Raw genomic sequence first — 23356 nt, 5'->3', positions numbered from 1 at the left:
ATTCCGCCTCCCTATGGCGCATCCGACCGAAGACAAGAACTTCCGGCTCCCCCCCACCGTTCGCCCCAGCCGCTACGCGGCGACGCTGACCCTGGACCTGGACGCGAAGTCGTTCTCCGGGCAGCAGACCCTGGACGTGGAGGTGACCGAGCCCACGCGGGAGGTCATCCTCCACGCCATCGCGCTCACGCTGGGCGAGGTGACGTTCCGCGCGGGCGGTGAGACGCGCCGCCCGGCCTCCATCCAGCCCGTGGCCGTGAGCGAGACGGTGGTGCTGCGCTTCGACGCGCCGCTGCCGGTGGGCAAGGCCACCCTGGACGTGGCGTGGAAGGGCGCCTTCACGGAGGGCCTGCGCGGCCTGTACCTGGCGGGCAAGGTGGCCGCCACCCAGTTCGAGGCCGCCGACGCGCGCCGCGTCTTCCCGTCCTTCGACGAGCCGTCCTTCAAGGCGAAGTGGGCCCTGTCCGTGCGCGTCCCCCAGGGCCTGGCGGTGCTGGGCAACGGGCCGGTGGTGAAGGAGGAGCAGGACGGCACGCACCTGAAGGTGACGTTCCAGGAGACGGAGGTGCTCAGCAGCTACCTCATCGCCCTGGTCGTGGGCCCGCTGGTGGGCACGCCCGCCGAGCGCGTGGGCGACATCCCCGTGCGCACCTGGGCCCTGGCGGAGAAGGCCCACCTGACGCGCTTCGGCCAGGACGTCGCGCTGGCGGTGCTGCCCCGCCTCCAGGACTACTTCGGGCTGCCGTATGCCTTCACCAAGGTGGACCAGGTGGGCATCCCGGACTTCGAGGCCGGCGCCATGGAGAACGCGGGCCTGATTACGTACCGCGAGGTGGCGCTGCTGCTGGACCCGGCCACCGCGCCCCTGTCCGTGCAGAAGCGCGTGGCGGAGGTGGTGACGCACGAGCTGGCGCACCAGTGGTTCGGCAACTGGGTCACCATGGTGTGGTGGGACGACCTGTGGCTGAACGAGGCGTTCGCCACGTGGATGGCGTTCAAGATCGTCGACCAGTGGAAGCCCGAGTGGCGCATGTGGCTGGACTTCGACGCGCACCGCGCCAGCGCGCTGCACCTGGACGCGCTCAAGTCCACGCACCCCATCCACGGCGCCGTGCACAACGCGGGCGAGGCGGGCGAGAGCTTCGACGCGATTACGTACGAGAAGGGCGGCGCGGTGCTGCGGATGATCGAAGGCTTCCTCGGGGAGGGGCCGTTCCGCGAGGGCATCCGCCTGTACATGCGCAAGCACGCGCGCGCCAACGCGGTGAAGGAGGACCTGTGGAACGCGCTGGGCGAGGCGGCGAAGCAGCCGGTGGAGGAGCTGGCCACCGCGTGGGTGGGCCAGAGCGGCTTCCCGCTGGTGAGCGCGAAGGTCGAGGGGCGCGAGCTGTCGCTGTCGCAGGAGCGCTTCTACACGGAGCCGGGCGTGAAGAGCGCGGAGAAGTGGCCGGTGCCCATGGTGCTGCGCTACGAGGACGCCGCGGGCGTGCATGAGCAGCGGGTGCTGCTGCGCGACACGAAGGCCACGGTGAAGCTGGAGGGCTCCGGCGACGTGAAGTGGCTGTGCGCCAACGCGGGCTCCACGGGCTTCTACCGCGTGGCGTACGACGCGAAGACGCTGCGCGACCTGGCGGCGAACCTCCAGGTGCTGGCGCCGTCGGAGCGCATCTCCCTGCTGGCGGACCAGTGGGCGCTGGTGCGCGCGGACAAGGCGTCCGTCGCGGACCTGCTCGACCTGGCGGCGCGCTTCGGCGGCGAGGAGGACGACTCCGTCCTGGACGAGCTGGTGGGCCGGCTGGGCTACGTGGAGGGCCGGCTGGTGGACGGCGAGGACCAGGCGCGGCTGCGCGCGTGGGTGGAGAAGCTGTTGGGCCCCGGCCTCGAGAAGCTGGGCTGGCAGGCGACGGCGGGCGAGACCGACCGCGTGAAGCTGCGGCGCGCGGCGCTGGTGCGCGCGGTGGGTGGCCTGGCGCGCAGCCCCAAGGCGCTGGCCGAGGCGAAGCCCCGCGTGGCGCGCATGCTCCAGGGCGAGCGCGACGCGCTGGAGCCCAACCTGCTGGACGCCGCGGTGGGCATGGTGGCCCGCGCGGGCGACGCGGCCCTCTTCGACACCATCCTCCAGAAGGTGCCGAAGGAGCCGGACCCGGCCACGCAGCGCCGCTACCTGATGGCGCTGACGACCTTCGAGGAGCCGGCGCTGGCGCAGCGCGCGCAGGGGCTGCTCTTCACGGACACGGTGAAGACGCAGGACGTGGCCAGCTTCGTGTCGGGGCTGCTCGCCAACCGCACCGGCCGCGAGGCGTGGTGGACGCAGACGCGCAAGCAGTGGAAGGAGGTCGTGGGCCGCACGGGCGGCGCCCCCATGCTGCTGCGCCGCATCGTCGAGGCGCTGGGCCTGCTGCGCACGCGCGAGCACCTGGAGCAGATGAAGGCGCTGCTCCAGGAGCACCCCGTCCCCGAGGCCCAGCAGGCCACCGCGCAGACGGTGGAGCGGCTGAGCCAGGACGTCGCCCTGCGCGAGCGCTGCGGCCCCCAGGTCGCCGCCTGGCTGAAGAAACAGCCGTGACGGCGTCGCTCCCCCGAGGCTCCCGATGAAGACCACCTTGACGCCCACCAGCCTCCTGGGCGCGCGCGAGGACCTGCGGCGCGCCAACACCGGGTTCGCCCGCGCGTATCCGGGAGAGTCCCCCCGCCGCCAGCCGGTGCACGTCGTCTACGGCGGCGCGCACCTCTTCCGCGCGGAGTCCGCGCGGAAGCTGGGGGACCTGGCGCTCGCGGCGCTGAAGGACTACGCGCCGGACGCGGCCGAGCTGGCCCACGGCCTGGGGCTGCCCCAGCGGGGCCGCTTCGCCCAGCGCGTCTACGAGCGCGTGCAGGACAAGCTGACGCGCGAGCCGGTGGAGGACTACCGCATCGACTTCGAGGACGGGTACGGCCACCGGCCCGACGCGGAGGAGGACGCGCACGCGGTGGCCGCCGCGAAGGAGATGGCGCGCGGGCTGGCCCAGGGCACGCTGCCGCCCTTCGTGGGCATCCGCGTGAAGTCCTTCACGGAGGAGCTGTTCGAGCGCGCCTCGCGCACGCTCGACCTGTTCGTCACCACGCTGCTGGAGCACAGCGGCGGCAAGCTGCCCCCGTCCTTCGTCGTCACCCTCCCCAAGGTGACGCTGCCCGAGCAGGTCTCCGCGCTCGCGCGCATCCTGGAGGTGCTCGAGTCCGCGCACGGCCTGGAGTCGGGCACCCTGGAGCTGGAGCTGATGGTGGAGACGCCCCAGGCCCTCTTCGACCGCGAGGGCCGGCTGCACCTGCCGGCGCTGGTGGCCGCCGGGCGCGGGCGCTGCGCCAGCGTGCACCTGGGGCTGTACGACTACACCGCCGCGCTCAGCGTGAGCGCGCACGTGCAGAGCATGCTGCACCCGGCCTGCGACTTCCTGCGGGACCTGGTGCAGGTCGGGCTCGCGGGCACGGGCGTGATGCTCTCCGACGGCGCGACCAACGTGATGCCCGTGCCGCCGCACCGCAAGCAGGGCGACACGCAGCTCCTGCCCACGCAGCTCCGGGAGAACAGCGAGGCCGTGCAGCGGGTGTGGCAGCAGTCCTATCGCCACATCCGCCACTCGCTGGAGCGCGGCTGGTACCAGGGGTGGGACTTGCACCCGGCCCAGCTCCCGGTGCGCTACGCGGCCGTGTATGCCTTCTTCCTGGAGGGGCTCGACGCGGCCACGCGCCGGCTCAAGGCCTTCATGGAGAAGGCGGCCCAGGCCACGCTGGTGGGCGACGTGTTCGACGACGCGGCCACGGGCCAGGGGCTGCTCAACTTCTTCCTGCGGGGCCAGGGCTGCGGCGCGCTCCAGCAGGAGGAGGTGCTCGCCACCGGCCTCACGCTGGAGGAGCTCCGGAGCCGCTCCTTCCGCGCCATCGTCGAGTCGCGCCGCGCCCCTGCCTCGGGCGCGTGAGCGGGCCTCGAGGCGGGGGCGTCAGTCCCTCGCGGCGCCGGGCGTGTCGTCCGCGTCCGGCGTGGAGGGGGGCGCCCGGGACGCGCGCACCAGCGCGACGTCGATGGCCACCGCGCCGGCCAGGAAGAGCAGCGGCCCCAGTCGCATCGACAGGCCCAGCAGCCCCCACAGCGTGACGACGCCCGCGAGCACCAGCGGCAGCACGGCGGGCGCCGCGGCGCGGGCGCGGGGCACGGCGGCCAGGAGCGCCAGGGACAGCAGGCACAGGACGACCAGCGGCGCGCCGGAGCGCTCGCGGCCGGACATCGCGGAGGCGGAGTAGGTGGTGGAGACGCCGGGCTGCCAGCCGTAGTCCCACCGGTCGGCCTGGAAGCCGCTGGACGGTCCTCGCCCGTCCACCTCTCCCGCGTACTTGCGGTCGAAGGTGAAGCCGCCCAGTGAGGTGAAGCCGCGCAGCCCCGAGCCCCAGGTGAGCAGCAGGGCCACCGCGCACACGCCGACCGCCGGCAGCACCCACTGCTTCAGGCGCAGCGTGCCGGGGGACGCGCGCAGCTCCGGGTCCGCCGCGGGCGAGCCCTTGAACACGCGCCACTGCACGTACCCGAGCACCACGGCGGCCACGACCCACATGAGCGGCACCAGGCCGAAGCCCAGCGTCAGGAAGGCGAAGGTGAGCGTCAGCGCGGTGAACACCGGGAGGAAGGCGGGGTGCTCGGCCATGCCGGCGAGCCGGGCCAAGGGCTCCGGCACGGGCCGTCCCGCCGCGCGCCACTCCCGCGCGCCGAGCAGCACGCAGGCGGCGAGCATCACCACCGACCAGGGCACGCCGATGGTACCATGGATGAGCGGCAGCCCCGGCAGCAGCACGGCGGCGGCGACCAGGCCGGAGCCCAACAGCGGCAGCGAGCCTCCCGGCAGCTTCTCCCGCAGGCGCGGGTCCTCGAGCACGTGTCGCACCGCGCGCCCCGCGGCCTCCGCGCCCCGCCGGGCGCTGTCGGCCATCTCATCCACGGAGGGCCCGGACGGGGCCACGTCATGGCCGCAGCGCGGACAAATCACGGCGCTCGCGTCGGGGAGTGGCTGGCCACAGTGCGGACAGGGCATCGGAGTCCCTCCGGAAAAGAAGATGGGACCGCAGCCTAGCAGGGTGTTGGAGAAGCCCTGTTCGTGGACGTGAGACCGGACTGAGCGTGTCCTCCACGCCCGACCTCGTCATCGGAGGGAGGCGGAGGGGGAGGACACCGATGCGGCAAGCCACCCACTCCAGGCGCCTTCGCTTCGCCGCCATGCCCTGCTAGGGCGCGGTGATGAATCGCCAGCCCCGCGCCTGCCCCAGGGCGCGGCGCGCGGGGTCGGAGACGGCGGTGCCGCGCAGGTCCACCTCGCGCAGGGCGGAGAGCTGGCCGAGCGCGGGGAGTCCCGCGTCGGTGATGGCGGTGCGCGTCAGGTAGAGGGTGCGCAGCCCCGCGGGCAGGTGAGGCAGCACGGTGTCGTCCACGCGCGAGCCCGCCAGGCTGAGCCAGGTCAGCGTGGTGAGCCGCGCGAGCGCGTGCGCATCCGCCCCCTGGAGCCACGTCGCGCCCAGGTCCAGGTGCGTCAGCCGGGGGAGCTTCTGGAGGCGCCCGAGCCCGGAGCCGCTGATGGGGGTCCTCGCGACACGGATGGATTCCAGCTCCTCCAGCGCGTCGAGCTGCCCCAGCCCCAGGTCCGTGAGCAGCGTGCGCTCGGCCCGGAGTGAGCGCAGGTGGGGCAGCGCGTGGAGGACGGACAGCCATTCGTCGTTGAAGGCGGTGCGGCTGACGTCCAGCTCGCGCAGGGAAGCGCCGAAGGTCCGCAGGGATTCGGGGCCGAGGGGCGTCGCGCTCACGTCGAGACTGGCGAGACGGGAGAGCGGGTGGAGCGTCGCGAGCGACGCGTCCGACAACTGGAGCCCCGACACCGCCAACCTCTCGAGCGCGACCAGCCGCGCCAGCCTGGGCAGGCCCGCGTGGGTGATGCCCGTACGGGACAGGTCCAGGTCCACCAACGCCACGAAGGAGGCGACGGTCTCCAGGTCCTGGTCCCCGACGCGCGTGTCATCGAGGTGCAACAGCTCCAGGTGGACGAGCCTCGCCAGGTGCGCCAGCCCAGGACCGCGCACCTTCGCGCGGCTGAGCACCAGCGCCCGGAGGCGCGTCAGGTCCGCGAGCGCGGCGAGCCCGCGGTCCGTCAGCCCTGTGTCACCCGCATGGAGCGCCTCCAACGCGCGCAGGGTTCCCACGTGTCCCATGCCGACGTCCGTGAGCCCCGTGCGCGCCAGTCCCAGCCTGACGAGGCCGGGCATCCGTCGCAGGGCGGCGAGGCCGACGTCCGTCACGTGTGTGCCGCTGAGCACGAGCGTGCGCAGGTGCTCGCCGGGAATCACCGCCAGCGCGGAGTCGTCGACCGCCGTGTCGGACAGGTCGAGCCACTCCAGCCACGGCTGTGTCGCCAGGAGCGCGGGGCCACGCGCGCCCACCGCCGTGCCCGCCAGCGTGAGCTGGCGCAGGGTGGTGAGCCCCCTCAGCAGGTCGAGTCCCTGGTCCGAGATGGCGGTCTCGTCCAGGCGCAGGACACGCAACCGGTCCATCCCCCGCAGGTGGGCGAGCCCCGCGTCGGTGACCTGGGTGCGGTCGAGATGGAGTTCTTCCATCCGTGTCAGCTCGCTCAGGACGGAGAGGTGGGCATCCCCCACGGCGCTCCCCGACAGATGGAGCGCGCGCACCGACGTCCCGCTCAGCAGCAGCGCGAACAACGGCGGCGGCGGCACGCCCACGGTCTCCAGTCCGAGCCCGGGGACCTGGTGCGCGCGCAGCGCCTCGGCGACGTCGCGGGCCTCCGCTTCGTTCGTCACGGGGCGGAGGGGCTCCGCGTACCAGTCGCCCTCGGAGGGAGGTTGGAAGCCCGTGGCATCCGTGGTCAGCGTGGCCCACGCGCGCGCCCCGCCGTCAGGCTGGCGCTGGAAGGCGGTGAGCACGGGGCGCGGCGCGGGCGCGGGGGGCAGCGCGGCGGGAAGGGTGGGCGCCGTGGCGCAGCCCATCAGGAACAACAGCAGTCCCACGGCTCGTGATGCCCCACCCCGCATGCATTCACCTCGCGCTCGAACGGCCCCGAGCCAAGGCGCCCGGGCCGTGGAGGTCAACGACAAAGCGAGGTCGGGCCCTCCGCGCGGCGGTGGCGCGCAACGTCTCCACGGCGTGGAGCACCGTCGCGATGCGCGCGGCGGGCCCGTGCCGCGCCCGCGCATGGAGCAGCACTCGAGCACCCCGAGCGTGGGTGACACCCGAGATGCCTCGCGGCGCCTGACGCCGTGGATGGACGGGCGGGTCCTACCACTCCGGCCCTGGACCGGGGCCCGACCTCCGAAGCGCTACCAGAGCATGTCCTGGTCTTCGCTGACGCCGGGGACCTGGGACAGTTGGAGCGTGCGGTTGCCCACCTTCACGGTGCCCTCGAAGAAGCCCACGGGCTGGGCGAAGTGGCTGACCACGAGCCGCAGGTTGCGCTCCTCGCGGTGGACGTGGAACGGCTGGAAGCGCAGGTCCACCGCGCCGTCCACCGTCGTCATCCGCCAGGGCGCCAGCAGGTCCTTCGGGTCGTACTCGAAGCGGGCGCGCGCCAGCGGGTACAGCCGGTCCCCCAGCCACAGCGCGTTCTCGTTCGCCTCCGTGGCGGCCTCGTTGAAGCCCTCCACCAGGTTGAGGCCCACGGGCGTCCCGTCCGCCAGCCGTCCGGCGGCGAAGGCCCAACGCCACGCGGTGTGCCGCGCCAGGTAGCCCTGCGTGTAGTCGATGCCGCCCACGCCGCCGTCCAACCGGAAGCGCTTGCCGCCCGCCTCCAGGCTCCCGAAGGACAACAGGCCATTGCGCTTCATCGTCACGTTGACGAGGCCGTCGCCCTGCACCGGCGCAATCACCGTCAGCGCGGGAGGGCCCCCGGCCACGAGCAGCTCGCCGGCCCACTGGAAGGTGTTGAGGCTGCCGGTGCGCACGCGGCTGACGTCCACCTCCACCTGGTAGCGCTCGTCCTCCTCGCCCCGGCGGATGGCCAGCTTGCCCCCCAGGGTGCGGAAGGACGCGGACAGGCCCGCGCCGGGCTTGTCCCCCAGCGCCACCATGGGACCGGGCGCGCCGAGGAAGCTCACGTCGCACAGCGGCTTGCGCTCCTTCAGGTCGAGCGCCACGGCGAAGGCGCTCGCGGAGTAGCCCAGGTCCACCACCGCGAAGAGGGCGGCCACCTCCGGCGTCGCGGCGAAGGTGTAGTGCCAGCGCTTGCGCTTGAGCAGGCGCGTGGCGCGCGCCGGGGCCCAGCGGCCCAACAACCGGGGCAGGTCCACCTCGGGCAGCTCACCCTGGTACGTGCCGAACCGGGGCTCGCCCTGCGCGGTGGCCACGGAGGTGGGCGCGAAGGGAAGGAGGGCATCTCTCTCGGGCGTCATTCCCGCCCATTGGAAGCCAACCCACGCCGGATGTCATGCGGGCTCGACACCCGGGTGCCGCGGGTGTCGGAAGGCGGACCCTGGACACCCACCCGTCGCGGAGAGTTCCCGCTCCCCGACACCTACGCCCGTCCGAAGACGATGCGCTCCTGGGACAACAGGCCCGTGGTGAACCGCAGGGACAACAGCGCCACCACGGCGCTGGAGGCCGCGGTGATGAGGAAGGGCCACGGCCCCAGCGCCTCACCGCGCATCACCTCGCCCGCGAGCATCTGCTGCCCCAGCACCGGCACCGCGAACATCCACAGCTTCGTCTGGACTGGCGAGAACGCCAGCACCAGCCCCGGCAGCGTGGGCGCCGCCGACAACAAGGAGAGGTAGGTCTGCGCTTCCTTGAAGGAGCGCGCATAGGTGGACACCCACATCTGCACGCCCGAGGCGGCCAGGACCAACGGGAGCACGGCGAGCGCCATCCCCATCGCCGAGAGCGCGTCGAAGTGCGCCTTGACCCCGAGGTCCTCCAGCGGCACGAAACGCATCACGACCATGAAGACCGCGAGCGTCACCAGCACCGAGCACGCGGCCATGGCGACGGTGGCCAGCCATTTGCCCAACACCACCGCGCCGCGCGGCGTGGGGTTGAGCAGCAACGGCTCCAGCGACCCACGCTCACGCTCACCCGCCATGGTGTCGCTCGCCAGTTGCAGCCCCCCCGTGAACGCCGCCATCACCAGGAAGAGGGGCACCATGTACAACAAGCTCGCGGCGGCGCGCTCCGGCGTGGACAGGTCCTCCTCGTCCACCCGCAGCGCGGAGGCCAGGTCCGGCGCCACGCCTCGCGCGGCCAGCCGCTGGACACCCACGGTCCGGGAGTATGCCTCCAACACCCGCTTCAATCGGCTCACGGAGCGCTGCGCCGACTGACGCGAGCTGTCCACCACCAGCCGCACGCCCGCGGTACGTCCCTTGGAGAAGTCCTTCCCGTAGTCCTCGTCGAGGATGAGCACCGCATCGAGCGAGCCGGCGCGGATGCGCGCCTCGTAGTCGTCGGGCACGTCCTTCAGCACGACGCCATTGCGCTCCAGGAACACGACGAGGCTCGGCGCGTGCTGACGCCCCACCACGGGCAGCTCCAGCGGCCGGTCCTGTCGGAGCCAGGACGCCACCACCTGGATCATCACGAAGAAGGCGAGGGGCCCCAGGAGGGGCCACACCATGGAGATGAGCAGGGAGCGTGTGTCGCGCACATGGTCCCGCAGCTCCTTGCGGAAGACGGTGTCGATCAACCCTCTCATTGCATCAACCCCTGCTCACTCCCGATGGTGGCGACGAAGGCCTCCTCCAGGCTGTCTTTTCCAGTGCTCGCACGCAGCGCGTCCGGGGTGCCGTCCGCCACCACCCGCCCATGCGCCACCACGACGATGCGCTCGCACAGCGCGGCGACCTCCTGCATGACGTGGCTGGAGAAGACGACGCAGCACCCCTCGTCCTTCAGCCGCCGCAAGAGAGCGCGCACCGCGCGCGTGCTCATCACGTCCAACCCGTTGGTGGGCTCGTCGAGCAGCACGTTGCGCGGCCCGTGGACCAGCGCCCGCGCCAGCGCGACCTTCACGCGCTCGCCCTGACTGAAGCCCTCCGCGCGCCGGTCGGCGATCTCCTTCATGTCCAGCAGGTCCACCAGCGCGTCCACGCGCTTGTCGAGCGCGCCGCCGGACAGCCCGTGCAGCTCGCCGTAGTAGCGCGCGTGCTCGCGCGCGGTGAGGCGGGGATAGAGCCCGCGCGCGTCCGGCAACACGCCCAGCACGCGGCGCGCGTCCTGGGGCCGGCTCACCACGTCCACGCCGTCCACCGTCGCCGTGCCCCCGTCCGGGCGCACCAGCGTGTAGAGCATGCGCATCGTCGTCGTCTTGCCCGCGCCGTTGGGCCCGAGCAGGCCGGTGATGCGCCCGTCCTCGGCGGTGAAGGACACGTCCTCCACCGCCGTCACCTTGCCGAAGCGCTTGTGCAGGTTCGTCGCGCGAATCATCAGGGCACCGGTCCCGCGAAGGAGGTGAAGAAGGGAGGCCGGGCGAGCCCCGCGCCACAGGTGGGCTTCAGCCCCGCCACGCTGCCCTGGTCCAACAGCGCCCCCATCAGCGAACGGGCGCACTCGGAACCCATCGTGTTGTGCCCCACGCCAGGCACCACCACGTGCAGGCTGTTCTTCAGCGTCCGCTTCGCGTCCTCGGCCCAGGAGGGCGGCGTCACCGGGTCCAGTTCACCGGACAGGAGCAGCGTGGGCACCTCCGACGTCACCGGGTCGTGGTAGCCCGCGGGGAGCGTCGCGCGCGGCCAGCCCTCGCACGCGGCCAGCACCTCCAACCCCTGCGTCGGCCCGAAAATCGTCCCCTTCGCCTCTCGCTCCACCGCCGCCGCGTCGTAGAAGGGCGCGTCCTCCGAGCAGACGACGGCGAAGTACATCCCGCGGCTCATCGAGGACTCCGTGCTGTCCGTCATCAGCAGGGAGAGCGCCACGAAGGGCGCCCAGTCCCCGCGCGTCGCCCGGTCCAGCATCAGCGGCACCAGCGAGGCCACCTCCGGGATGTAGAGCTGCCCGAACAGGGAGGCCAGGAACACCTTGCGCGTGAGGGGGAAGTCCTCCGGCACGCCCGTGCGGGGATGGGCGACCCGGACCTGCTCCGGCGCCTTCTCCAGGCGCGCCAGCAGCGCATCCAGCCGGGGCCGCAGCTCCGGGTACGCCTTCGCGCAGGCCTCGTCCTTCTCGCAGTGCGACAGCAACAGCTCCAGCGCGCGCTGTCCGTCCCGCGACGTGTACAGCGGCAGGTACAGGGACAGCGGCGCCACGCTGTCGAGGATGGCGGTGCGCACCCGCTCTGGATGCTGGCGCATGTACACCAGCGCCGCGCGCGTGCCGTAGGACACGCCCCAGAGGTTGACCTTCGCGTAGCCCAGCGCCTCGCGCACCTCGTCCAGGTCGTCCATGGCGACCGGCGTGGTGTACTGGCGCAGGTCCGCGTCCCAGCCCTCGCGGCACGCGCGCAGCTTCTCCGCCACGTCGCCCTCCTCCATGGCGCTCGCCAGCCCCTCGCCGGGCGTGGACACCTCGCACTTCAGCGGGTTCGAGTCTCCGGTGCCGCGCTGGTCGACGAGGACGATGTCGCGGTAGCGGCGGATGCGCTCCACGGCCCCCAGCACCGGCGTCCGTGAGGCCGCCTGCCCCGGCCCACCCGCCAGCAGCACCAGGGGGTCGGGCTGGGGCTGGGCCGCCAGCGCCGGCACCACCACCACCCGCAGGGGAATCTTGCGCCCCGCCTTCGCGGCCCGGTCCTCGAAGACCTCGTGCGTGCCACAGAGCGCCTGGGTCGACAGCCCCTCCAGCCGGCAGGGCTTCAACTCCAACCTGCGCCCACCGGCCTCCGGGCCGCCACCGCGCGAGCACGACATCAGCAACACCGCGAGGCCGAGCGCCCACAACCCGCGCCTGGCCCCTCCTGTCAGACAGGAGGCAATGTGTGTCCGAACCCGGGGCAAGGATGGCTCCGTGTATGGTGCGGGGAGGATTGCCGCATACCATCCCGCCACCACTCCGGTATACCCCCACGGCGAGCGCGCTCCCGGACGCCTGCGGGGCTTGAATGCCGCGCGCCCAAGGCCGTCTGGTGATACGCCCATGCCCACCATGAAACGCGCCGTCCTCGTCCTGGCCGCCCTCGCCCTCACCACGCTCAGTGGCTGCGCCGCGCTGCAGAGCCTGCTGAAGGGGGCCTTCAAGAAGCCCTCCCTCACCTTCAAGACGGCGCGGCTGTCGAGCGCGTCCCTCTCCGACGCCACCGTCGACCTGGTCTACGAGGTCAACAACCCCAACGGCTTCGGACTGGAGCTGGCGTCGGTGGACTACGCCTTCTTCGTCGAGGGCAAGCAGGTGGTGGCCGGCAAGCCGCGCAAGGGCCTCAACCTCAAGGCCAACGGCAAGAGCGAGCTGGTCTTCCCCGCCAACGTGAAGTTCGCGGACATCGTCCCCGTGGTGGAGACGTTCCTCAACAAGGACAAGGCTGCGTACAAGGCCCAGGGCAGCGTGGGCGTGGAGACGCCCATCGGCGTGCTGAACTTCCCCCTGCAGAAGGAGGGCTCCTTCGACGTGCCCAAGATTCCGCAGGTGTCCTTCCAGCCGCCGCGCATCACCAACATCAACCTCACCAGCGCGACGGTGGAGTTCCCGCTGAGCATCACCAACCGCAACAGCTTCCCCCTGCCCGTGGCCGGCATCACCGGCGCGCTCAAGGTGGCCGGCGCCGACGTGGGCACCCTGTCCACCGGCAACCTGGGCATGCTCGACGGCAGCGGGACGAAGCAGGTGACGCTGCCGCTCACCATCAACTTCGCCCGCGCCGCCTCCGCCGCCATGGCCCTGCGCTCCGGCGGCAACGCCAAGCTGAGCCTGGACGGACGGCTGACCTCGGACGCCCAGTCCGTGCCGCTCAACCTGAGCCAGCTCGTCAACATCGTGAAATGACGTCTACCCGGGGGGCAGGCAAGGGAGGGCCAACCTCGTGGTTGTCCCAGGACGCCCTTGCCGTTACGGTTGACCGCCTTCCGGGACCCAAGCCATGCGCCGCATCCTCTTCAAGTCCAAGATCCACCGCGCCACCGTGACCCAGGCTGACCTGGATTACGAAGGCTCCGTCACCATCGACCAGGACCTGCTCCGCGCCGCGGACATCCTGCCCTTCGAGAAAGTGGCGGTGTGGAACGTCACCCGGGGGACGCGTCTGGAGACGTACGCCCTGGAGGGCGAGTCCGGCAGCGGCGTCATCTGCATCAACGGCGCCGCCGCGCACCTGAACCAGCCGGGTGACCTGGTCATCCTCGCCACCTTCGCGGAGGTCGAGGAGTCGGAGGTCCCCACCTGGAAGCCCACCGTCATCTTCGTCGACGCGAAGAACCGCGTCGTCCCGGGCGTGACGGAGGAGATTCCGGGGCCCGCGCGTCGCTCCGCCTGAGCTCGCCTGCTGTACGGGCGCTTTGCCCCTCCCCGCGCCTTTTGCCATGCTCGCCCCTCCTTTGCAGGTGGGGCCATGGCCCCGGAGGCGTCATCAATGAGGCGGATGTGGGTGGCAGCGAGCGCGCTCGCGCTGGGACTCGTCGGCTGTTCGGGGTTGGGCTCCTTCCGGCCCAATCCCAATGACGAGGACCCCCTCTACGGGGCCATCCCCGTCATCAAGGCCCCCACGCAGAGCCGCTGTGTGGCCCACGGCAAGTCGTCCGTGCGCGCCAACTGCGACGAGGCCCTCTACCTGGCCACCGAGTACACCCGCCGACTGTCCGTGGGCGACGAGGTCTGCCTGGAGGGCGGCTACGGCGAGGAGCCGGGCTATGCCTGCAAGGCGCGCGCGGCCGTCATCGACACGTCACCCAACCAGGTGAAGCTCGAGGTGCGAGGGGCCAAGCCCGACTCGCGCTGGTTCAACGTGGAGATGCGTCACGCCTGGTACGAAGAGGGCGCGCTGGTGGACCTCTACCTGTCCGAGCGGGGTTATTAGAGGGACGCGCAACACGAAGACAGGAGTGTCGTCATGGGCATCTACGACAGCGTGGCCGAGCGGCTGGCCTTCATCAAGAAGCTGACTCCGGCGGAGCTGAAGAAGCTCGGCTCGACGCGGCTGTCGGACATCGTCCTCCAGGAGACCAAGCGGGCCAAGGTGCGGGTGGCGGAGCTGGAGAAGCGCTACCCGCAGGCCCAGGCCCGGGAGCTGGCCCAGCGGCTGGTGGACGAGAAGAAGAACCTGGCCAGCATGGTGGGCGGCGTCAGCGGCGTGTTCGGCCTCGTCGCGCTGCCCGCCGACCTCCTCTTCATGGCCTACCTTCAGATAACGCTGCTCACCGACGTGGCCACCCTCTACAAGGTGAACCTCAAGAGTGAACGGACCCGCGCGGAGATGCTGGACCTGTTCGGTTACGCCAACGGGCTGGGCCCCCTGCAGCGCTCCAGCCCCAAGGTGATGGGGAAGCTGGCCGAGCTGCTGCTGAAGAAGGGTGGCATGCACACGCTGGGGCGCGCCATGCCGCTGGTCGCCGCCCCCGTCACCGCCTACCTCAACAACCAGCACATCCAGCGCGTGGGCGAGCAGGCCGTCCGCTTCTACGAGGGCTTCGACAAGGCCCACGCCAAGGCCCGCGCCCAGCGCAAACAGGCCAGTTGAGGCCGACCCCGCGTGAAGTCCACCCGCGCTGCCGGGGGGCCTGACGAAAAATTCCGACACGGGTCCGATATGCCCTCGTCGCCCCGCCGTTCACGGATCATGGCGGGGCGGAAGCCCCTTCGATGACGGGTCGCCAGGATGTTTCAGGGCCGGCGGACCCGAGAGGCGGAGGCACGAAGATGTCCGAGCTTTCGGCGGAAGTGCGGGTGCAGGTGGCGCGGTTGCGGAACCTCCTCATCGACGTAGCGCGGTGCGGCGCGCTCAACAGCCCCCTGGGCGCCCTACCCCATCACGAGCTGGACCCCATGGAGGTCCAGGCCATCTGGTGGCTGAAGGCCGAGAGCCTCCTCCCCGTGAACGTCCTGGCGGACCGCCTGGGTGGAATCGCCATGCCGCGCCTGAGCCGGCTGCTGGACCGGTTGGAGGACGCGAAGCTCGTCCAGCGTGAGCGCTCGGTGCGGCATGATCGCCGCCGGGTGCGCGTGCGGCTGACGGAGCAGGGCCGGGCGCTCGCGGAGAACGCGGACTCAGTCGTCCAGGAGCGCATGGCGCGGCTGCTGATGCCGCTGGGGGGCGAGCAGCGCAGCGCGTTGATGGACCTGCTGGAGGGCTGGGTCGAGGCGATGGGCTGCTGGAACCGCGCCGAGGAGATCGCCGCCGAGGAGGCCTCCGCGAACAACCCCAAGCCCACCCGGCATCCCCTGTTGACCGCCGTCGAGGACGTCGGCGTCACCGCCAACGCGGCCTGAGCCCCGAGCACGGCCACGCGTCACGGGCGAAGCGCCAACCCCACCGGAGAGAAGACCCGAACCGCATGAGGCCCGCGCCAGCGACGAGGCTGGCGCGCGCGCCTTTGCCGAGGAGGGGCTCGAACCTCCTGGGTGGCTCGACCCACGCGAGGCCCGCGCCGCTGCTGAGCCTGGCGCGCGAACCATTCCATGAGCAGGAGCACGAACCTCCTGGGTGGCTCGACCCACGCGAGGCCCGCGCCGCTGCTGAGCCTGGCGCGCGAACCATTCCATGAGCAGGAGCACGAACCTCCTGGGTGGCTCGACCCACGCGAGGCCCGCGCCGCCGACGAGGCTGGCGCGCGAACCATTCCATGAGCAGGAGCACGAACCTCCTGGGTGGCTCGACCCACGCGAGGCCCGCGCCGCCGACGAGGCTGGCGCGCGAACCATTCCATGAGCAGGAGCACGAACCTCCTCGACGGCTCGACCCACGCGAGGCCCGCGCCGCCGCTGAGCCTGGCGCGCGAACCATTCCATGAGCAGGAGCACGAACCTCCTCGACGGCTCGACCCACGCTAGGCCCGCGCCGCCGACGAGACTGGCGCGCGAACCCTCCAGGTGTCACAGGTGGACCTCCGCCAGCCCGGCCGACGCGCACGACGCGGCGATGTCTCCGGACCAGGAGTCCCGCGCCTCCCGCGACACCTCGACCTGCACGGGGCCCTCGCCCACTCCGCCGAGCCGCGCGAGTCCTTCCACGTCCGTGAGCAGCCGCAGGGGTGGCAATGAGCCCCTGGCTCCCGAGAGCGTGACGCCCGCTCCGGACACCGGCGCGCCTCCCGACATGACGCGCACCACACAGGTCGCGCCATCCTCTCGCGACGAGGGAGCGACCTGTCGCTCCCGAATCTCTCCATCGAACACGACCGGCGCCGTCGGTTGGACGTCCACGGGCGACGCCGCCACCTGGACACGATACGTCCCCACCCGCTCCACCGACACGGCGAGCCCCTGCGCATCCGGCAGGAAGTGCTCGGCCGACTCCGTGAGCCACCGCCCGTCCTCCGCCCGCCGCTCCAACAGGAAGACCGGATAGGGCCTCCGCGCGCGCGCCTCCAACTGACTCCGCGCGAAGGGGTCCATGCGCAGCACGAGCCAGCGATACGCGGGGACCCGCCACGTCACCTCCGCTTCCGTGTCACGTGGGGACGGAGTGAACGAGAACAGCCGCGACGCCGGAGCGATGGGCCGCCCCCCGCTCGCGGGCGGCATCGTCACCGTGAAATGGGAAGGTCGCCACGACGGCAGCCCCTCGACGACGAACCGGCCATCCCCAGCCATATCGACCGCGCGCCCCTCGGGTCCCATCAGCCGTGCACCGGGCGGAGCCGCCGACGTCCCCTCCAGCAACACCCGTCCCCGCAACGCGACCGTCTTCGCCAATCCCCCCGGAAAGAGCGCGTCGACGTCCAGCACGACCGTCTCCACCCACCCTTCTCGCAGCGCGACCTCCACCGGCCCCGACTCCTGCCCCGACTCCGCGCGCAGCCACAACCGCACGGCCGCGTCCGGCAGCAGCGGCACGAGCGCGACCTCTCCCTCCGCCTCGAACGACAGCGCGGTGCCTTCTCCCAACGCGGCGGCCACGCGCGGCGCGGCGTGCCGCACCAGCGGCCACAGCTCGCTCGCGCGCTCCACATCCCGCGCGTCCTCGCCCACCCCGCGCGCCAGACGCAGGGAGAACACGCCCTGCGCTGGCCGCGCGCCCTTCAACCTCACGCGCACGCCCGTGGGACGCCGTGCCCGCAGGACGCCCAGGTCCAGCACACCCGACGCCGGCACCTCGCCCGGTTCCAAGGACTCCCACCAGAACGTGCCGTCCGGCTCCCACGCCATCACCTGATAGCGGACCGCCGGCGCCACGGGCTCCGGCCCCAGCACGCCGCCCACGGCGGAGGGCGCCACCGTGGCGCGCTCCCACGAGGCCACGTTCGCCAGGTCCTCCCGTCGCGCTGGCCCCGCGCCACCCGAACCCTCGCGCCGCGCGGCCTCCCACCGACGCGCATCCTCCGAGGCGATGGTCGCCGCGCCGATCCGCGCCTCACCCTGGAAGGGATGCGCGCCCTCCAGCACCGCGCGCAGCCACAGCCCCCTCGGCGCCACCGTCGCCTCCGACGCCGGCAACGGCGCGACCTCCGGCATGGCGGGGCGCGAGGTGGACACGGGACGCACGGGCCCGACGACGGGCGCCGCCGTCTCCCGCCACCACACGCAGACGAGCCCCAGCAACCCCGCGGCGAGGGCCCACCCCTTCATGCGAGCCGAGCGACTCAATCCGTGTCGCTGTTGGAATACAGGGTGACGTACACCGGCGCGTGGTCGGAGAGCCGGGTGACGAAGTCGAGCGTGTCCGCGATGTAGTCGCGCCCCGTCGAGGACAGCTCCGTCACATAGGTCGGCTGCATCCAGAAGTGGTCATAGGCGCTGACGAAGGCCCCGTTGGCGTTGAGCGTGGTCGGCACGTCCAGCTTGCAGCTCACCGTGGGAGACAGCGCCGCCAGCTCCGCCCACGAGGCCGCGGTGCAGGGCATGTTGTGGTCTCCCAGCAGGATGACGTCCTGGTCTCCGGGGTTCGCGTCCTGCACCGTCTGGAACACGGTGTCGATGGCCCGCACCTCCGCGTCGCGCTCCGCGGCCGTCCCCCAGATGGCGTGCCAGTTGAGGAACGTGTAGTCCGCGCCCGTGGGCACGTGGCGAACCTGGACCACCTGCGGCTCGCGCTCGAAGCGGTCCTCCGGGTCGGGGTGGACGGTGGAGGACACGAGCGACACCGTGTCCGTCCGGAAGAGCACCGCGTAGCTCTCCTTGTAGGAGGAGCGGCCCAGGAGCGGCGTCTGCGCATACCCCCACGTCACCCCGGACACCTGCGTCAACGCGGCGGCGATGCTCGGCGCCACCGTCGAGTACATCGCCTCCTGGATGAACACCAGGTCACAGCCGTTGTTCGACGTGCTGTTGCCTCCGTACTGGTTCCAGAGCTGCTTCGCGTCGTCGAGATACGTCTGCTCCGCGCTCCAGCCCTCGTGGCGCAGGTTCCAGCTCACCACGCGCAGGTAGGAACCCGCGTGCGCCAGCGTGGGCAACACCCACGCGACCAACAACACCACTCGCGACAACCAGGTCGACACGCCCATGTGGTCACCTCGTCGGGATTGGCCGCCGGACTCGCGGGCCTCGTCCCCACGATGTCCTAGTGGACTCGGCGCGGCGCTCACAACCGCCCCACGCGCCGGGTGCTCACCACCCCACGCCCCAGGTCGCGACCGTGCTCTAAATGCAACTTGATTGCTTTTACGAATCGATTACAAATCACGACTCGCAAGGCAGCATGCGAAGGACCGCAGGACCTACCCCCCCGGGAGGAGCACCGTTCATGACCAGACGCCATTGGGGCCTCGGCGCCGCCATGCTCGCACTCGCGGGCATGCTCGCCGCGTGGCCAGGCCCGCGCGACGCACCGCACGACGTGGCCGCGCATGAGGCGCACGACGTCCCCTCGCCCCCGCTCACGCCCACGCCCGTGAGGGTCCTCGCCGCGCCACCTCCGGGCGCGGACACCGCGCGACCCCAACGGGAGCCTGCGCTCGTGCCGCAAGTCCTCCCCACCGAGGCGGACACCTCCGAGGTGACGCAGGTCCGTCCGCGCCGCGGGGCCTCCGAGGAGCGTCAGCGCGTCGTCCAGGCGCTGCGGAGCGCGCGCGCGCCGGATGTCCGGAGGGAGACCGTGCTCTCCGTGGTGCGCGCGTCCGGCGAGAGCCAGGCGGCCTGGACCGGGCAGGCCCGCGCCGCGCTCGAGACCTGGCGACGTCGGGTGGAGGAGGAGGTCCTGCCTGTCCAGGCGGAGCCGCCCCACTGCTTCGCCGCGGGCTGCGTCGCCCGCGTCACCTTCCCGGACAAGGACTCCTTCGAGGCGTCCTTCCGCCGCACGCCCGAATGGAGGCTCGGCGCCCCGGGCGCGCACCTGCAGTTGCCGCCCGAGCGGCTCACGTCCGGCGAGGTCATCGCCACGTGGCTGGTGCTGCCTCCCGACGCGCCCTGACGCGCCCCCTTCCCACCTGTCTCACCCCCCCGTTGTCCCAACCCAAAGGAGAAGTCCCCATGAAACCGGAGTCGCCGTTCCAGAAGTCCCTCCTCGCCGTCGGCGTGGCCGCGCTGCTCGCCGGCTGCGGCGCCCCTGGCGCCGAGGAAGAGGTCGAGCAGGACGCCCTCGCGCAGGAGGAGGCCGCGCTCCTCCCCTCCTGCGAGGAGGCCGAGGAACTGGCCGAAGTCACCGAGCACGCGTGCATCCACGCGGAGGTCGGCCCCTTCGAGCCCGTCACCGCCGCCGCGCTGGGCGCGCCCGTCCTCGTCGACGTCAGCACGCCCCACACCGCGTACAACATCACCCTCCCCACCAACACCTCCGGCTGGGGTTGGGGCTGGGCGGGCCGCGTCTCGTTCCTCCCGGACGAGTCCGGTGAGTTCGCCTTCCTCCTCTCCCGGTTCCGCGGCCTGCGCATCTACGACGCGGCGACCGGCGCCGAGGTGGCCCGCGAGTGCCGCTACCAGGTGCCCGCGGACGTCTGCGACACGCTGAAGACGGCCATCGTCGCGGACCTGGAAGCGGACACCGAGTACTACCTGGAGTTCCGCTCCCTGCTGCGCCGCAACGCCTCCTTCTCGCTCGTCATCGAGGAAGCGGCCCACCACCACGCGGAGTAGGCGCTCGCGCCTCCCACTCCATGTCCTCCCGAATCCTCGAACTCGCGCGTCCCCATGGGGAGCTTCCACATGAGACACCCCCTCCGTGTCCTCTTCCTCGCCACCTTCGCCCTGGCGGCTTCCGCCTGCGGTGGTGGCGACACGCCCCCAGTCGACGAGCCCATCACTCCGGAAGACCCGTGCGCGCCCAATGGCCACATCCACCGTGAGCCCACGGGCGACTGGTGCCACTGCCACAAGGGCTACCTGCCCGCCTCCACCGGACTCGCCTGCGTCGTGGACCCCGACCATGTCCCCAGCGAAGGCTTCGACTTCGGAGACAATGGAGAGCACGCCTGCTGGCACGTCTCCCACGGCCCCTTCGTCACCGCCGAGGCCTCGACGAGCCGCAACCCCCGGGTGGATGACTTCCACACCTACTACACGGTGAAGCTGCGTCCGGAGGGTGGCCAGTACGTCGGCACCTTCAGCTACAAGGCCTTCGCCTCCGGTGACTTCGTCGTCTACCTGAGCACCCCGGACGTGCCCGTCACGCTGGTGGAGACCACCATCCAGCAGACCGTCACGCCCGCGGCCACGCGGCCCACCGACGACCACTGCGCCGGCCTCCAGCACATGGTCGGCTACGAGCTGACGGACCGCGTCCAGTACACGCTCACGCTCGGCCCCACCTCGCTCTCCGAGGTCGGACTGGTCGTCGAGCACCTCGAGTAACCCCCACCCACGCGCGGACGGCCTCCTCCCCAGGGGGTCGTCCGCGCCGAAATTGCAACTCAGTTACTAAAACAGGAGAAACACCCATGAAGAAGCTGACGTGGACCCTGCTCGCGCTGTCGCTGGCGGCGTGCGGGCCCCTGGACGAAACGGAGCAGCCGCTGGAGGAGCAGGAGACGGAGCAGGCGCTGGAGGCCGGCTGCGCGTCGGTGGACGCCACGCTGATGACGACCCACGCGTGCACCCACGCGAGCAACAGCGCGGACAACGTGAACGTGACGACGAGCGCCACGCGCGTCGCCACGGCGCCGGACATCAGCGCGCGGCACCAGCACTACACGCTGAACCTGCCCTCGGGCGCCGAGGGCTCGGTGACGTACACGCCCGTCGCGGTGACGTCCGGCACGTCCACCGTGGAGTCCATCTCGTTCTACCTGTCGCAGAACGTGGCCTTCGCGGTGGTGGACACCACCACCAGCGCCGTCGTGCCCGCGCTCATCAGCGAGAGCGTCTCCGCCGCCTCCTGCTCGCTGACGCAGGCCCGGGTGTACGACCTGGTCGTGGGCCGCAAGTACCTCCTCGCCGCGGGCCCCGCGTCGGGGAACCAGGTGGGCCTCGTCCCCGAGTACCTCTACGACAACCGGGACCGCTTCTACCGGGACCAGGACGGTGACGGGTACGGCACCAACACGCCCGTCTACCGCTTCGCCTGCGAGGCGCCCACAGGCTACGTGAAGCAGCGCTTCGACTGCGACGACACCAACCCCGCCATCTTCAACTGCTAGTCGCGCCGGGCGCCCCGTCGCCCGACTCCGGTGCACCGCGCCTTCGACGGTCGCACCGCCCCGCCTCACCGGCCGCCGGCCTCGCGCCGGCGGTCCTCCGCCTTCCCTTTCGAGGACCTCCGAAGATGCGCCCCATCCACACCACCGCCCTGCTCACCCTCTGCGCCGCGCTCGCCCTCACCGGCTGCGACGGTGAGGACTCCCCCGCTCCGACTCCCGACGCCGGCCAGACGGACGCCGGCACCGAGCCCGACTCCGGCGTCCCCGATGCCGGCGGAGACCACGTCGCCCCCATCGCCACGGCCTCCGACCCCACCGAGGGCGCCACGGGCGTGCTGCCCGTGCAGACCTTCAAGGTGGACGCGACGAACACGAGCCTGCGGCGGCTCGTCTCCGTCTCCTTCGACGAGCCCATGGACACCACCCGGGCCCAGGTGACGCTGTGGGACCGGACCACGCCCTCGACGCCGTCGCGCGCGCTCACCGGCCAGTGGTCCGAGGACGCCCTGACGCTGAACCTCTCCATCCCCCGCCCGGAGGCGGACCTCCCCCCGCTGGAGGAGGACACGCGCTACACGCTGGACCTCACCGCGCTGCGCGACGTCGCCGGCAACCCGCTCGACCCCACGCACCCCGGCCTGGGCGACGGCAAGCTGGACTTCACCACCGGCGAGCGCGACCGCGTCACCGAGCACGCGTGTGGCCACGCGCTGCTCGAGGCGCCGGTGGCGGTGACGGCGGGCGCGTCGCCGACGACGATGTATCCCGCGACGGACTCGCCCCACGAGTTCTACGCGCTGACGCTCCCGGCGCGAGGCGGGGAGTTCCTCGGCTACTCGGAGGTCGTCTCCGCCGAGCGCGACGAGCCCATCGTCATGTACCTGGACCAGGAGCTGCCGGTGACGGTGCACGACGTGACGGAGGAGGAGGCGGTGATTGCCTCCACGCTGACCCCGGCCCCCGCCGTCTGCCAGCCCGCCATCACCCACGTGCTGCGGTTCACCGCGCCGGCGGGGGACCGCTTCCTGCGGCTCACGTACGGGCCTTCACCGCGCCAGACGCTCCACTTCGTCTTCGAGCGCTACTGACTGGCGCCGCTCGCCGCAGCCTGCTGACGGCGGCGACGCGACACGATGCGGCTCAGGCCCACCTCGGTGATGCCGAGGTAGGCCGCCACGTCCCGCTGGGGAATCCGGCGGTGCAGGTGGGCGTGCTCCTCCCAGAAGCGCTCCAGCCGCTCCTCGGCGGACAGCTCCAGGAACTCCTGCTCCCGCTGCTCCTTCAGCAGGAAGTGCTTCTCCGCCACGCTGCGGGCCAGCTGCACCCAGCACGTGTGTCCCTGCTCCAGCGCCTGGAGGTCCGCCGCGCGGAACACCAACACCCGGGAGGGCTCCAGCGCCTCGATGGCCGTCATCGACGGCTTGCCCTGGAGCATCTCCGAGTAGGCGCCGAGCAGGTCACCCTCCGCGCGGAAGGCCTTCACGGACTCACCGCCGCGCGCGGACACCCGCACCAGCCGGAACACGCCCTGGAGCACGATGGAGAAGCGGTCCGACGCATCACCGGGACGCAGGAAGAGGGCCTTGCGGTCCACTGTCTGCTCCTTGCCCAGTAACTCCGCTCGCTCCCACTCCGAGGGGGGGATGGCCGCGAGCTTGGAAAGGTGCTCGAAGAGCGCTGGAAATCTCACGGGGGAGTGACCTTGGTTAACCCAGGTTAAGGCGACGTGGGGGAGGGGCGCCGTACACCCGAT

General features: G+C 71.8%; 21 protein-coding genes. 12 read left to right on the top strand and 9 right to left on the bottom strand.

Translation table 11 applies throughout. The features are described from left to right. Positions 1-13: 13 nt before the first annotated feature. The gene (locus tag LZ198_RS12895) at positions 14-2566 is read left to right on the top strand and encodes a M1 family metallopeptidase (protein ID WP_253972230.1); all 2553 of its coding nucleotides are present in this window, start codon (positions 14-16) and stop codon (positions 2564-2566) included. Positions 2567-2591: 25 nt separating this feature from the next. Continuing rightward, the gene (locus LZ198_RS12890; RefSeq protein WP_253972229.1) at positions 2592-3956 is read left to right on the top strand and encodes a DUF6986 family protein; all 1365 of its coding nucleotides are present in this window, start codon (positions 2592-2594) and stop codon (positions 3954-3956) included. Positions 3957-3977: 21 nt separating this feature from the next. Here the strand turns inward: LZ198_RS12890 and LZ198_RS12885 are convergent, their stop codons facing one another. From LZ198_RS12885 to LZ198_RS12860, 6 genes are all read right to left on the bottom strand, one after another. Continuing rightward, complete coding sequence (locus tag LZ198_RS12885) at positions 3978-4958, bottom strand: hypothetical protein (RefSeq protein ID WP_253972228.1); 981 nt, start codon at positions 4956-4958, stop codon at positions 3978-3980. Positions 4959-5250: 292 nt separating this feature from the next. Next, positions 5251-7035 carry a hypothetical protein gene (locus LZ198_RS12880; RefSeq protein WP_253972227.1) on the bottom strand — a complete coding sequence of 595 codons (1785 nt, stop codon included), beginning with the start codon at positions 7033-7035 and terminating at the stop codon, positions 5251-5253. Between the two features lie 309 nt (positions 7036-7344). Beyond that, entirely contained in the window at positions 7345-8412 is a 1068-nt protein-coding gene (locus LZ198_RS12875; RefSeq protein ID WP_253972226.1) for a DUF2804 domain-containing protein, read from the bottom strand. Between the two features lie 122 nt (positions 8413-8534). Next, positions 8535-9707 (bottom strand): ABC transporter permease, encoded by a 1173-nt coding sequence (locus LZ198_RS12870; RefSeq protein WP_253972225.1) that lies wholly within the window; start codon positions 9705-9707, stop codon positions 8535-8537. Then, the gene (locus LZ198_RS12865) at positions 9704-10438 is read right to left on the bottom strand and encodes an ABC transporter ATP-binding protein (protein ID WP_253972224.1); all 735 of its coding nucleotides are present in this window, start codon (positions 10436-10438) and stop codon (positions 9704-9706) included. The genes LZ198_RS12870 and LZ198_RS12865 overlap by 4 nt, the downstream gene beginning before the upstream one ends. Continuing rightward, positions 10438-11856, bottom strand: a complete 1419-nt coding sequence (locus LZ198_RS12860; protein ID WP_253972340.1) for an alpha/beta hydrolase — start codon at positions 11854-11856, stop codon at positions 10438-10440. The genes LZ198_RS12865 and LZ198_RS12860 overlap by 1 nt, the downstream gene beginning before the upstream one ends. A gap of 226 nt (positions 11857-12082) precedes the next feature. Here LZ198_RS12860 and LZ198_RS12855 point away from each other — a divergent pair, with 226 nt between their 5' ends. The 5 genes from LZ198_RS12855 to LZ198_RS12835 all read left to right on the top strand — a co-directional run bounded on the left by LZ198_RS12855 (position 12083) and on the right by LZ198_RS12835 (position 15361). Next, on the top strand, positions 12083-12925 hold the full coding sequence (locus tag LZ198_RS12855; RefSeq protein WP_253972223.1) for an LEA type 2 family protein: 843 nt from the start codon (positions 12083-12085) through the stop codon (positions 12923-12925). Between the two features lie 94 nt (positions 12926-13019). Continuing rightward, entirely contained in the window at positions 13020-13412 is a 393-nt protein-coding gene (gene panD, locus LZ198_RS12850; protein WP_253972222.1) for an aspartate 1-decarboxylase, read from the top strand. Positions 13413-13508: 96 nt separating this feature from the next. After that, positions 13509-13952: a hypothetical protein gene (locus LZ198_RS12845; RefSeq protein WP_253972221.1), complete on the top strand. Its 444-nt coding sequence runs from the start codon at positions 13509-13511 to the stop codon at positions 13950-13952. A gap of 33 nt (positions 13953-13985) precedes the next feature. Beyond that, the gene (locus tag LZ198_RS12840) at positions 13986-14612 is read left to right on the top strand and encodes an EcsC family protein (protein ID WP_253972220.1); all 627 of its coding nucleotides are present in this window, start codon (positions 13986-13988) and stop codon (positions 14610-14612) included. 179 nt (positions 14613-14791) lie between these two features. Beyond that, positions 14792-15361, top strand: coding sequence for a MarR family winged helix-turn-helix transcriptional regulator (locus LZ198_RS12835; RefSeq protein ID WP_253972219.1), 570 nt, complete (start codon positions 14792-14794; stop codon positions 15359-15361). Between the two features lie 603 nt (positions 15362-15964). On the opposite strand, the gene LZ198_RS12830 is transcribed toward LZ198_RS12835, so the two are convergent. After that, positions 15965-17659, bottom strand: coding sequence for a carboxypeptidase regulatory-like domain-containing protein (locus LZ198_RS12830; protein WP_253972218.1), 1695 nt, complete (start codon positions 17657-17659; stop codon positions 15965-15967). A gap of 14 nt (positions 17660-17673) precedes the next feature. After that, complete coding sequence (locus tag LZ198_RS12825; protein ID WP_253972217.1) at positions 17674-18537, bottom strand: exonuclease/endonuclease/phosphatase family protein; 864 nt, start codon at positions 18535-18537, stop codon at positions 17674-17676. A gap of 239 nt (positions 18538-18776) precedes the next feature. Between LZ198_RS12825 and LZ198_RS12820 the strand changes: the two genes are divergently transcribed. The 5 genes from LZ198_RS12820 to LZ198_RS12800 all read left to right on the top strand — a co-directional run bounded on the left by LZ198_RS12820 (position 18777) and on the right by LZ198_RS12800 (position 22691). After that, complete coding sequence (locus tag LZ198_RS12820; protein WP_253972216.1) at positions 18777-19442, top strand: hypothetical protein; 666 nt, start codon at positions 18777-18779, stop codon at positions 19440-19442. 59 nt (positions 19443-19501) lie between these two features. After that, positions 19502-20104, top strand: a complete 603-nt coding sequence (locus LZ198_RS12815) for a hypothetical protein (protein WP_253972215.1) — start codon at positions 19502-19504, stop codon at positions 20102-20104. A 69-nt stretch (positions 20105-20173) separates the two neighbouring features. Continuing rightward, a complete protein-coding gene (locus LZ198_RS12810; RefSeq protein WP_253972214.1) occupies positions 20174-20818 on the top strand; it encodes a hypothetical protein in 645 nt (214 codons plus the stop codon). Between the two features lie 86 nt (positions 20819-20904). After that, positions 20905-21603 carry a hypothetical protein gene (locus LZ198_RS12805; protein WP_253972213.1) on the top strand — a complete coding sequence of 233 codons (699 nt, stop codon included), beginning with the start codon at positions 20905-20907 and terminating at the stop codon, positions 21601-21603. A gap of 125 nt (positions 21604-21728) precedes the next feature. Then, positions 21729-22691: an Ig-like domain-containing protein gene (locus tag LZ198_RS12800; RefSeq protein WP_253972212.1), complete on the top strand. Its 963-nt coding sequence runs from the start codon at positions 21729-21731 to the stop codon at positions 22689-22691. Here the strand turns inward: LZ198_RS12800 and LZ198_RS12795 are convergent. Next, positions 22685-23293: a Crp/Fnr family transcriptional regulator gene (locus tag LZ198_RS12795; protein ID WP_253972211.1), complete on the bottom strand. Its 609-nt coding sequence runs from the start codon at positions 23291-23293 to the stop codon at positions 22685-22687. The genes LZ198_RS12800 and LZ198_RS12795 overlap by 7 nt on opposite strands. Positions 23294-23356 lie beyond the last annotated feature (63 nt).

This window comes from Myxococcus dinghuensis (assembly GCF_024198235.1).
Lineage (GTDB): Bacteria > Myxococcota > Myxococcia > Myxococcales > Myxococcaceae > Myxococcus > Myxococcus dinghuensis.
This window is presented reverse-complemented; position numbering and strand designations above follow the sequence as displayed.

What these genes read in the sequence shown, in the direction of transcription:
- LZ198_RS12840 (WP_253972220.1), top strand. Translation starts at nt 13,986, where the DNA reads ATGGGCATCTACGACAGCGTGGCCGAGCGGCTGGCCTTCATCAAGAAG.
- LZ198_RS12870 (WP_253972225.1), bottom strand. Translation starts at nt 9,707, where the DNA reads ATGAGAGGGTTGATCGACACCGTCTTCCGCAAGGAGCTGCGGGACCAT.
- LZ198_RS12825 (WP_253972217.1), bottom strand. Translation starts at nt 18,537, where the DNA reads ATGGGCGTGTCGACCTGGTTGTCGCGAGTGGTGTTGTTGGTCGCGTGG.
- LZ198_RS12885 (WP_253972228.1), bottom strand. Translation starts at nt 4,958, where the DNA reads ATGGCCGACAGCGCCCGGCGGGGCGCGGAGGCCGCGGGGCGCGCGGTG.
- LZ198_RS12835 (WP_253972219.1), top strand. Translation starts at nt 14,792, where the DNA reads ATGTCCGAGCTTTCGGCGGAAGTGCGGGTGCAGGTGGCGCGGTTGCGG.
- LZ198_RS12875 (WP_253972226.1), bottom strand. Translation starts at nt 8,412, where the DNA reads ATGACGCCCGAGAGAGATGCCCTCCTTCCCTTCGCGCCCACCTCCGTG.
- LZ198_RS12845 (WP_253972221.1), top strand. Translation starts at nt 13,509, where the DNA reads ATGAGGCGGATGTGGGTGGCAGCGAGCGCGCTCGCGCTGGGACTCGTC.
- LZ198_RS12890 (WP_253972229.1), top strand. Translation starts at nt 2,592, where the DNA reads ATGAAGACCACCTTGACGCCCACCAGCCTCCTGGGCGCGCGCGAGGAC.
- LZ198_RS12895 (WP_253972230.1), top strand. Translation starts at nt 14, where the DNA reads ATGGCGCATCCGACCGAAGACAAGAACTTCCGGCTCCCCCCCACCGTT.
- LZ198_RS12860 (WP_253972340.1), bottom strand. Translation starts at nt 11,856, where the DNA reads ATGTCGTGCTCGCGCGGTGGCGGCCCGGAGGCCGGTGGGCGCAGGTTG.
- LZ198_RS12815 (WP_253972215.1), top strand. Translation starts at nt 19,502, where the DNA reads ATGAAACCGGAGTCGCCGTTCCAGAAGTCCCTCCTCGCCGTCGGCGTG.
- LZ198_RS12800 (WP_253972212.1), top strand. Translation starts at nt 21,729, where the DNA reads ATGCGCCCCATCCACACCACCGCCCTGCTCACCCTCTGCGCCGCGCTC.
- LZ198_RS12855 (WP_253972223.1), top strand. Translation starts at nt 12,083, where the DNA reads ATGCCCACCATGAAACGCGCCGTCCTCGTCCTGGCCGCCCTCGCCCTC.
- LZ198_RS12865 (WP_253972224.1), bottom strand. Translation starts at nt 10,438, where the DNA reads ATGATTCGCGCGACGAACCTGCACAAGCGCTTCGGCAAGGTGACGGCG.
- LZ198_RS12805 (WP_253972213.1), top strand. Translation starts at nt 20,905, where the DNA reads ATGAAGAAGCTGACGTGGACCCTGCTCGCGCTGTCGCTGGCGGCGTGC.
- LZ198_RS12830 (WP_253972218.1), bottom strand. Translation starts at nt 17,659, where the DNA reads ATGAAGGGGTGGGCCCTCGCCGCGGGGTTGCTGGGGCTCGTCTGCGTG.
- LZ198_RS12820 (WP_253972216.1), top strand. Translation starts at nt 18,777, where the DNA reads ATGACCAGACGCCATTGGGGCCTCGGCGCCGCCATGCTCGCACTCGCG.
- panD (WP_253972222.1), top strand. Translation starts at nt 13,020, where the DNA reads ATGCGCCGCATCCTCTTCAAGTCCAAGATCCACCGCGCCACCGTGACC.
- LZ198_RS12810 (WP_253972214.1), top strand. Translation starts at nt 20,174, where the DNA reads ATGAGACACCCCCTCCGTGTCCTCTTCCTCGCCACCTTCGCCCTGGCG.